Source organism: Paenibacillus sp. DMB20, from assembly GCF_000987955.1.
Lineage (GTDB): Bacteria > Bacillota > Bacilli > Paenibacillales > Paenibacillaceae > Paenibacillus_AQ.
In genome coordinates, this window is the sequence record NZ_LAZU01000002.1 from 1 (window position 1) to 9,011 (window position 9,011).

General features: G+C 39.1%; 11 protein-coding genes and 3 pseudogenes. 4 read left to right on the plus strand and 10 right to left on the minus strand.

Features of this window, described 5'->3' with window-relative positions:
* The 7 genes and pseudogenes from XI25_RS00545 to XI25_RS00565 all read right to left on the minus strand — a co-directional run.
* Positions 1-175, minus strand: a 175-nt coding sequence (locus XI25_RS00545) for an IS3 family transposase (RefSeq protein WP_046676878.1), incomplete at its 3' end; no start/stop codon positions are given.
* Positions 176-621: 446 nt separating this feature from the next.
* A complete protein-coding gene (locus XI25_RS00550; RefSeq protein ID WP_235439596.1) occupies positions 622-930 on the minus strand; it encodes a hypothetical protein in 309 nt (102 codons plus the stop codon).
* A 64-nt stretch (positions 931-994) separates the two neighbouring features.
* Positions 995-1,060: pseudogene (locus XI25_RS36010) on the minus strand (hypothetical protein); the annotation flags it as partial.
* A gap of 247 nt (positions 1,061-1,307) precedes the next feature.
* Complete coding sequence (locus XI25_RS00555) at positions 1,308-2,366, minus strand: ankyrin repeat domain-containing protein (protein WP_046676879.1); 1,059 nt, start codon at positions 2,364-2,366, stop codon at positions 1,308-1,310.
* A 403-nt stretch (positions 2,367-2,769) separates the two neighbouring features.
* Positions 2,770-2,850 carry a DUF3024 domain-containing protein gene (locus XI25_RS33920; RefSeq protein ID WP_235439600.1) on the minus strand — a complete coding sequence of 27 codons (81 nt, stop codon included), beginning with the start codon at positions 2,848-2,850 and terminating at the stop codon, positions 2,770-2,772.
* A gap of 291 nt (positions 2,851-3,141) precedes the next feature.
* Entirely contained in the window at positions 3,142-3,465 is a 324-nt protein-coding gene (locus XI25_RS00560) for a hypothetical protein (RefSeq protein WP_046676880.1), read from the minus strand.
* Between the two features lie 32 nt (positions 3,466-3,497).
* Positions 3,498-3,683: a Spo0E family sporulation regulatory protein-aspartic acid phosphatase gene (locus XI25_RS00565; RefSeq protein ID WP_046676881.1), complete on the minus strand. Its 186-nt coding sequence runs from the start codon at positions 3,681-3,683 to the stop codon at positions 3,498-3,500.
* Positions 3,684-3,844: 161 nt separating this feature from the next.
* Here XI25_RS00565 and XI25_RS00570 point away from each other — a divergent pair, with 161 nt between their 5' ends.
* The 3 genes and pseudogenes from XI25_RS00570 to XI25_RS32690 all read left to right on the plus strand — a co-directional run bounded on the left by XI25_RS00570 (position 3,845) and on the right by XI25_RS32690 (position 5,345).
* Positions 3,845-4,096: a helix-turn-helix domain-containing protein gene (locus XI25_RS00570; RefSeq protein ID WP_046676882.1), complete on the plus strand. Its 252-nt coding sequence runs from the start codon at positions 3,845-3,847 to the stop codon at positions 4,094-4,096.
* Between the two features lie 609 nt (positions 4,097-4,705).
* A pseudogene (locus XI25_RS36660) lies at positions 4,706-4,876 on the plus strand (hypothetical protein); the annotation flags it as partial.
* A 136-nt stretch (positions 4,877-5,012) separates the two neighbouring features.
* A complete protein-coding gene (locus XI25_RS32690; protein ID WP_442950344.1) occupies positions 5,013-5,345 on the plus strand; it encodes a transposase in 333 nt (110 codons plus the stop codon).
* A gap of 1,349 nt (positions 5,346-6,694) precedes the next feature.
* Here XI25_RS32690 and XI25_RS33925 read toward each other — a convergent pair.
* The 3 genes from XI25_RS33925 to XI25_RS00595 form a co-directional block, all read right to left on the minus strand.
* The gene (locus XI25_RS33925; protein WP_235439598.1) at positions 6,695-7,135 is read right to left on the minus strand and encodes a phosphotransferase family protein; all 441 of its coding nucleotides are present in this window, start codon (positions 7,133-7,135) and stop codon (positions 6,695-6,697) included.
* Positions 7,136-7,375: 240 nt separating this feature from the next.
* Complete coding sequence (locus tag XI25_RS33930; RefSeq protein WP_235439599.1) at positions 7,376-7,708, minus strand: hypothetical protein; 333 nt, start codon at positions 7,706-7,708, stop codon at positions 7,376-7,378.
* A gap of 275 nt (positions 7,709-7,983) precedes the next feature.
* Positions 7,984-8,208: a hypothetical protein gene (locus XI25_RS00595; RefSeq protein WP_052759394.1), complete on the minus strand. Its 225-nt coding sequence runs from the start codon at positions 8,206-8,208 to the stop codon at positions 7,984-7,986.
* A 608-nt stretch (positions 8,209-8,816) separates the two neighbouring features.
* Here XI25_RS00595 and XI25_RS32695 point away from each other — a divergent pair.
* Positions 8,817-9,011: pseudogene (locus XI25_RS32695) on the plus strand (IS110 family transposase); the annotation flags it as partial.

The following is a 9,011-nucleotide window of genomic DNA, read 5'->3' on the forward strand; positions in this document are numbered from 1 at the left end:
GGTTGTCCTTTTCAGTAAAGGAACCTGAGGTGTTTGCTTGTTTAATCCAGCGATCTAGCGCAGATGGGCTAAGCTCATACTCTTTCACAATAGCTGCTCTTGATTTCCCGTTTTCATATAACTGAACCATTTGTCTTTTGAATTCTGCTGTAAATGTACGTCTCTCTCTTGGCATAGTAGATCCGCTCCCAATTGTGATGTTTTCATTCTACTAGCCCCTAATTTTTCTGTCCAACTAAGTGTAGCCGATCCAAAACACTTAACAATATGACTGGAATCAAAAACACCAAATTGCCGAGAGATATCCCTCGCTTTTTACTCATCCTATTTCTCCCCCTTTATTTCATGTTGGATCTATATGTCCGTTGTTATATGTTATGTAAAGACCCTATAATCCGAGGGTGATACCGGATTTTCATCCAGGTTCTTATGTTACAGCCGCTTGTATGCTGAAATTTTTATAAGAAGACAACCGATTTTCTCTTTGGGAGAATTTGTGCATAAGCTCGGCAAACAATAAAATAACCACTGATCAAACTTCAGTGGCTTGATGAGATTCATTCTATTATTGTCTTGCTATCCAACTCATAAAATACTCCATTCGCTCGAGCGCTATCCCTGTCATTGCACCATCTTCGACAGATGAATCTGCACCAACTCATAACCGGCCGCGCTGAGTGAATTGAACTTGCCGTACTCATCCTTCTCAAGGTTCCGAATGTACTCGTCTCCACGATACAAATGCCCGGCGCACTGGAATACCTTCAGTTCTTCCTTATCGGCAGTTAAGGAAATATTGCCTACAAGCTTCCACGTTCCGTTTCGAAGATTTGCCGGAGAGGTGAAAATTATGCTGCTTTGCCGTCTTCCGAACCGGTAGCTGAGAAAGTCTCCATCCTCCAAATTTAAATTTGTGCCATCTAGCTCCAAGCGAATTACACCGAACGAAAAACGCCTTTTGGAAACGGCCTTTCAGTGCGCACACCACCTGGCATACTGCAAATCGGCCATCCTGCATGGGAATCATAAATATATCGCCTTCGCTAAATTTCTTTCTCATACGCAACCCTTAACCATTACAGCCGAATTTCCCTTCACCGCAGAAGTCGACAAGAAGAAATCTATCACTGATTCAATTCGTATCATACTTGCTCCTCCTCGTAAATGCCCTATTCTTTAGAGCTTAATAAGATTCTCTATTATTCTACAACATATTCCATATTTAAGGTATGGAGATCTTTAAAGCATTCGGGTGGTTTCAGATAACGTTCCCGTATATTTTATACGTTGAATAAGTCGAACATAAGTTATCGCTTATAGTCAGGCTGTTCCAGAGTAATAGGATTCGGATTGCTCAGTACCCAATGAACTGCCAACTCGCACAATCTTGCAGGTTCATCACTACCATTTCCGTTGTGAAGTTCTTTGGCTAATGTTACTGCCTCCTGAAGTGAAGCGGGATTTAATGGTGTACCCAAGCTAAAGTAATGAATCAAACTATTGAGCATTTTACGATATTGATTATCCCAGTTAATGCCGCCATTATCTAAAATTTCGTATGACACTTTACCAGTAATCCGAATAACCTCACCCTGTACGGTTTTCGCATGGCCTTTTGAAGGAATTAGTAAATTCCAGAGTTCATTATGTTGCGCCTGCCATCCCTCTGTTGATACGGTTATTGAAGAGGCGCCGTCGTGCGTCTTTCGCTTCTCTACTGGGGGAACATCAAATAGCTCATATAGTCGTAAAAGTGCCTCATCGGTTTGATTCAAATATTCTTTATTAAAACCTTCTCTGTGAAATTCAAAATCGTTTCCGATTCGCTTAATAGAATCTTTCATTTCCGGCGTTACAGTTGTTCCAGCGCTAAGCAAAATATCGGCAACTTCCGCCATATTGACAATATCCACGTTTTTGCACCATGCCAAAGCTTTTTCTAATGGAGTCTGTCTCATCTTATTTTTTGTGCTGATATTTGCGCCTTTAGTAACCAACGTGCGAACCGCTTTTGGTTTAAATGACCCTGCGGCGGCAAATAAAGGTGTCTCGTCTTGATAATCAGTTGCTTCTATATCAGCACCCAAATCAAGCAGCAATTCAGTATTACCGTTCCAACTCATTGCATGTTTGTGCAAAGGCGTTCTTCCGTAATTGTCTCTAGCATTTATATCAGCACCCTGTTCCACGAGCCAGCGAACCAATTCATTCGGTACTTGGTAAAAGCTCAAGGCTGTTGATTTATTGTAACCGCCACGGGCATCCAATTCGCATTGGGTAAATACCTCTTTTAATGCTGATATATCGCCTGCATTAATTAGTTCATCAAAATTTTTCGGTAAGGTTTTTTTTCTTCTTGCCCATATGTGCTTTCTCTCCTTACATCAGAGTTTATAAATTTGCTTCATAACAATATAAACTCTATAATTTACCATCTTTTTAATTTTTGCAATATTAAAAATTGCACTTGAAATCAGGTTATCGACAGATTTATTACTACCGAGGATTACTATTAAAGCAAAGATAGGAAAAAATGAAGTTGAAAATTTCATTAGCATCTCCTTTTTTTAATAGGTTTTCACATTTTTTAGAAAACTCTTCTTTGAAAATCCTCGAGCAGACCGATGAGCGAACGCGATGGTGCGTAGATACTAGATACGGTGTTATGAGATGTCATTGACTTCTTCAGTTCAGCCCCAAAACAATCCTTTATGTCCCTCGTCAACAATCTTGAACTGGCTTCAAAATCTTCATTAAGTTCTATGTCATCTATGAATGCCACTTTTCTTTAATGTCTTGCCAATATAATTTCCAATGATTTTCATTTAATCTAAACTGGGCTACATGCATCTGCACCCATTGATCGCTTTAGTACACTTGTCTTTATTGGATCAATGTCATATGATTTCCTCTGATCTTAATCTGATTTTCACATGTTCTGTTCTGGTACTGCATTTTCGGTATACTTGTCCATGATTTTTAATCCACTTCTTCGTAAAATCATCTAACGTTCTAATCTCCCGCCTTAGAGAGTGGGAAGTAAGGTTAGGACTAAGGGAAGAATAAGAAACAAACAAAAAAATCGGCCGAAGCGTGTAGTTCTATCGCTTCGGCCGGTTTTTGTTCAGTTCAAGATCAAGTTCACTGCGCTTTATGGGGATTCGACCTTTCGCTTTCGCCATCTGGTCCCATCGACTGACTCAGTATGGATACTGTGAGCTGAATGCCATCCCGTAACCCCTGCATGTACAGAAGTTCATTATGTATCCCCATGCTTATAATATGACGATTCTCCCACTCTGTATATTCAGGCATCCGTACTACGTCCTTGCCAGCGAACAAAGCCTCAAATGCCTCGTCTGTTTCCCCACGAATCTGACTTAATTTAGAATCATGTTCGATCTGTGCAGAAACTTCGTCCAGTCTTAGCTGAATCGCTTTCTGAAACCACGGTGGAAATTCCATTTCTTCGCCCCCCTACCTCTCATATTGCATAATCATCGTACAATCCGATTACGCCTTGCTTTCATGTCCTCATACCGAGCTAGCAATTCATCGACCCTTCGGCTCTGCTCCTGAACCTCAGGGTTATCAGACAACGGAATCAACTGTTTCAATGACGCTTCCCCAAGCTGATTCAGCTTTCGCCGTTCCTCCTCCAATAAGTCAAGTAACCGAATCATTCATCACCCCTCCGACGGGTCTAAACTGCATCATCTCTTGTTAATGCTGGAGATAAGCTCTTTTTTAATGCGATTATCGGTTTATTTTATTTTAATTCGATATTCGCATTAAAACAACCATGAATTCTCTTACAATTTGGATAAAATGAGGGGTGTACACGATGAAGCATAGACAAGAACCACCTGGGGACAAAAACATTATCGGCTCCCGAGTGATCGCCATACGTAAGAGTAAGGGAATCAAGCAAAGAGAGTTCCTCGCCAGATTACAAACATTAGGGTTGGATATCAGTCAGACCAGTCTTTCGCGTCTGGAGGGTCAATATCGTCTAGTTCAAGATTATGAAGTGGTGATGATCGCAAAAGCTTTGGAAATATCAGTGGGTTATTTACTCGGAGAAGAAACTGAGTAAATAAGGTTGTACAACACCGCCATCATTTTGTACACGATCCATAATTCGTTTTTTTATCTGCCAGATAAATATATTTAACGAAAACAAAAAGGGTTAGAGCCTGATGCACTAACCCTTTTTTCAAAACTATGACAGCATAGCCGTCCAACAGAGAGAATGCGTTGTTGGTATTCTCAGTTCATACCCGACTGGTTCGGGGATGAACTTTTTTCTTTTATACTGGAGAAAACACCGGGCTGAAAAACGTATGTTTTGTTAGGACACAGATCCTGTCGCATAAAGTGTTGTATGCCCTAGCCTTTTGTTCATACCCCGATTCAGCTGGTGAGTCTAGAACCCGTATCACCGTGCCAACCTGTGGAGAGCGAAGGTGCTGGCCCCGGTTTATCAAGGAGGTTATATGAATCAGCCTGTTTTCAGTATAGATGTTGCGAAAGGAAAAAGCGTTGCTGCTGCGTTCCTTTCCTATCATGACTGTATGTACAAACCTTTCTCATTTTTCCATTCAAATGAGGATCTTTATCGACTCTTGACTATCTTGGAGCAGATGAAAAACATCACGAGGCAGAGCCCAAGGATGTCCTCGAAGCCACCGGTAATTATTCGAAACCTCTGGTCTCGTTCTTTTCTTCGCACGGTTATTCCGTTATTCTTCTGAATCCCATACTTTACTCATCAGCACAAACAAAAGCCGTACGCAAAATCAAAACCGATCCCATGATGCCATTCGTATTGCTCATGTTTTCTACTTACAATCTGCTCAGGCTCAAGTACAGTTAAGTGAGTCCATCAACAACTTCGTGTAATGACCTCTTACATACCATGCAATCACTCGCTGAATCTATTGAAATCTACCATCTTCTTCTTACCATTCCAGGCGTGGGGCCATTAACAGCCGCCATGGCTCATTGCTGAAATTGGAGATATAAAAAGGTTCCCCTCCGTGAAACAACTAGCAGCTTTTGCCGGGCTTGACTCAGCTGGTCACGAATCGGGAACCTTCAAATCGAAGAAGAATCGAATATCTAAACGAGGATCTCGCTACCTGCGAACGGCTCTTTATCAGGCCACGGTCGCAGCCATCTCCAAGCAAATTCACGGCCCAAGAAATTCGACTCTCTTTCAATTCTATCAGCAAAAACGAGACGAAGGCAAACCGGCAAAAGTCGCAATTGTCGCTGCTTCTCATAAGCTTTTACGCATTATTTTTGGCATGTGGAACTCAGGATCGGCATTTCAGGCTCATTAAACTCCTAAATTGGATTCTAATTCCAGTTTCGTCTGCTCTCATGGATAGGTTTATTTAAGTATGTACAATTTTGGAATGACAAAGATTATTTTATCGAAGACTTGACTTTGATTAGCTGGTTTATGTGAAGCTACTGTCTCCTTTGAAATAACTAACCCATGTCATACTTCCTTATTTGTAAACATCTTAATTGGTACGTGATTTTGCATAAGTTCTAACAAGAGAGCAAAAACGATATCTTTAGTAAGATGTGTTGGCGCATTATTTAGTATGTCTTGAAAGTAGGTAGTCGAATCGTACATAAAGTCATAGTGATGCTTCAGATGAAAGATAGGACTTAATAACATCCCATGAGTAGATAAAAAGTACATCTGACTCTAATTGAAGTGTTTCTACAATTTCTTCGTTTCCTAACTCATTAATTTCTTTTACCTGCATCAACATAGCGTCGTTTAAAGACTCTAAAATAAAGTAATAAAACACTTTTTCGCTTTTAGAATTAAAAAGAAAATATCAACTTTTCATCGAAAAATAATTCATAATTGATCATAAATCCGTAATTATCGTGCTTCGAAATATAATCCTCTATCTCTGTTTTCTTGTACCTTCTAATAGCTTTAAATCCTTTAGGAAAAGTAATCATATGGCTTTCGAACATAGTATAAAACTCAGAGTCATAGAAATCGTCGACGAGACTAATGCGTCCGTTCTTTGAAACTAAATAATCAGCATTATAAAGGGACCAATATCCGCTTAACTTTATTGCAAAGAACAATGGCAATCCAAAAGAGTTCGCAAAGTTAATACGCTTTTCAAGATTCCCCATGCTGTTTTTAAATATTTGATCATCCGTACTTTTTAATTTCCATGAAAAATCTATATCCGTTTTTCAGTTCGATGATCGCGTCTGGAGAATATGATCCCGTCAAAACAGAGGTTCCTTCATCAAATGCTAAAATATGATTACATACTCCAAGCATATGTAATATAAGATACAACTCGATCTCTGTTTCTTTCCCTTTTAGGCGTTTAGTCAAATCAATTTCAGATAATTCTAGTTTCTCAATTAAATATTCTTGATCTTTCAAACTCAGAAAATTTTTTTATAGATAGAAATGCCTTAATTTTTTCAATGTTTGTCATGAGGACACCTTTTTAAATTATTTCAGTAGTTTCACATAACGTTTTGTGTTCCTGACGTCTATTCCCCTTAGATAGCTCTAATCTTAGGGGAATAGATGTGTCTACCTGAATCGACTTCCTTGAACTCTCCTTTGGCACACCGAGAGGCAACAGCCGTGAAGTTGGAACACGTTGTTATAGGAAGTCAGCGCCTTCTTCGTATTTACTTATGCTTCGTTTATATTGTTTAACCAGGTTTCTAATACAGAAACCATTTCTTCATACTCTTTAAGTGCATTTATTGTTCCTGCTACATGTTTTGTTCCCATTTCCTGCTCACTGTCGTCTGTACATTCAATCTGTAATGAACGTTTAAGACTATATTCCAACCAGTCTAACTTGCTTAGATAGCCATGTTCTAGAACAATTCTCCAATCAGCATCTACTATTCCATAACGTTCTTGATAGCCGCCAACAAAAGCTTGAAATTTGCCTTTGTCTATTCCACCCGATTCATTCATAGACCAATAAACTGCCGTTTCAATCAAATCGTGTTTAGGGTTTATATCTCCAGTTGACTCCCAATCAATTATTATAGGATTTTCTTGTTTCCACATAACATTCTTAGGATCTAAGTCTCTGTGGCTGAAAACTCTCTCCGTCGCCAATATCCTTGAAGACCTCATCGCCTTATCATTCCATACAAAACTGTTCAATGTTATTGGATAAGAGGTTTACCCATACAGAGTGTAACTCTCTCCCCTTATTCAAATAGATATTCCAGTCGATTTGATGTATAGCGTTAGAAAATTCATCCCTATTGCCAATCTGAGAGAAATCTGTTTTATGAATTTCAGCAAGAATTGATCCAATTGTCTTACAATTAACCTTAGTAATTTCATGTAATTTCAAGCTCCGCCCTTCAATCCAGTCAAAACAATATAAAATTGATTATCAATATTCTGTAAAAGTGCCCCCTTATATATCTTTGCTGGTTGAGCGGGTATATGATTAGATGCAATACTAACGATTCTTTCCGATTTGATAAAATTATTTAGTGCTGTTGGTCTCGCCATTATCTGAGGATTTAGAGCTTTGACAGCATATTTTCCAATTGAAGTTTCGATTGCAAACATCCTATGTAACAGTCCACCTGATATAGCTTCGGGAGGTTTGATTAATTCGCCAAGATCTAAAGTGTTGCACAATTTTTCAAAATGTAAATTGTATTGATAGTTCATTTTATTGATCCTCTTCTTTTAGTGTTTTGTTTGCGCTGATTTCCTATAACGTTCTGGTATCTACGAATCCGAGAGGCTTAAGGGAGCACCGCGACTGGGTCCAACTGACTTAGCCTCGCAGGGTTGTGAGCTGATTCAGCTTCTCTGCCTCCCACTTCTCGCGAACCAAGGGCCGAAACGGCCCGCAGTGTAGATACTATGTTATAAGATGTTGCGCCTTCCTTGAATTACTTGTCACACTTGATTAAAATGATTTTTTTTCTCTTATATAATGATTATCGATTTTTTTCAATGAGTTTAAAGTACAATTTCATTAGTTTTTCATTATGTTCTTTCTGAACCTCTTCATAAAAGTTACAGAAAGCAATAATGCCATCAATTTCTCTAACTATATCTTTGATATCTTGGTCTAATAAATGATATTCTTCGAATAATAGGGGTCTTACTTTCTCATGATAATTATTAAAATCAAATTCATCCGGATATGAAGTAACAATCATAACTTCTCCATCCACTTTAAGAACTTTATTATAAATTTTCAGCTTATCTATAAACTCTTTTCTGTTAACTTCCTTTTCTAGCTTTTCCCTTTCCCATTCAATTTGTTTTTGAAACTTACTATTATCATTTTTTTAGATTGTTTTTGCTAATCATATACGCACCATAAAAAAGTCAGTGCTGAAGCAGAGATTGTTGCTAAAGCAGTAATTGCATTTCCTAGCCACTGTGGATCTGCCATGGTATCTCCTTTTATTTCCCTATATCTTTTGCGCAATTTCTTATAACGTTCCTGTATTCACGACCCAGCGTATGCTGGGTGTCCGGTGAATGCCGGACCCAGGGCCATATGGCCCACAGCGTGAATATTCTGTTGGTATTCTCAGTTCATAACCGACTGGTTCGGGGATGAACTTTTTCTTTTATACTGGAGAAAACACCGGGCTGAAAAACATATGTTTTGTTAGGACACAGATCCTGTCGCATAAAGTGTTGTACGCCCTAGCCTTTTGTTCATACCCCGATTCAGCTGGTTGGGTCTAGAACCCGTATCACCGTGCCAACCTGTGGAGAGCAAAAGTGCTTGCCCCGGTTTATTTAAGGAGGTTATATGAATCAACCTGTTCTAAGTATCGATGTTGCGAAAGGAAAAAGCGTTGCTGCTGCGTTTCTTTCTTACCAAGATTGTATGTATAAACCGTTTCCGTTTTACCATTCAGAAGAAGATCTTCAGCGGGTCCTGGCTATTCTGGAGGAATTGAAGTCTGTCTCCGGTCAAGAACCAAAAGTGGTTCTTGAAGCCACT

What these genes read in the sequence shown, in the direction of transcription:
- XI25_RS00560 (WP_046676880.1), bottom strand. Translation starts at nt 3,465, where the DNA reads ATGGAATTTCCACCGTGGTTTCAGAAAGCGATTCAGCTAAGACTGGAC.
- XI25_RS00565 (WP_046676881.1), bottom strand. Translation starts at nt 3,683, where the DNA reads ATGATTCGGTTACTTGACTTATTGGAGGAGGAACGGCGAAAGCTGAAT.
- XI25_RS00595 (WP_052759394.1), bottom strand. Translation starts at nt 8,208, where the DNA reads ATGATTGTTACTTCATATCCGGATGAATTTGATTTTAATAATTATCAT.
- XI25_RS33920 (WP_235439600.1), bottom strand. Translation starts at nt 2,850, where the DNA reads ATGCATGTAGCCCAGTTTAGATTAAATGAAAATCATTGGAAATTATAT.
- XI25_RS00570 (WP_046676882.1), top strand. Translation starts at nt 3,845, where the DNA reads ATGAAGCATAGACAAGAACCACCTGGGGACAAAAACATTATCGGCTCC.
- XI25_RS33930 (WP_235439599.1), bottom strand. Translation starts at nt 7,708, where the DNA reads ATGAACTATCAATACAATTTACATTTTGAAAAATTGTGCAACACTTTA.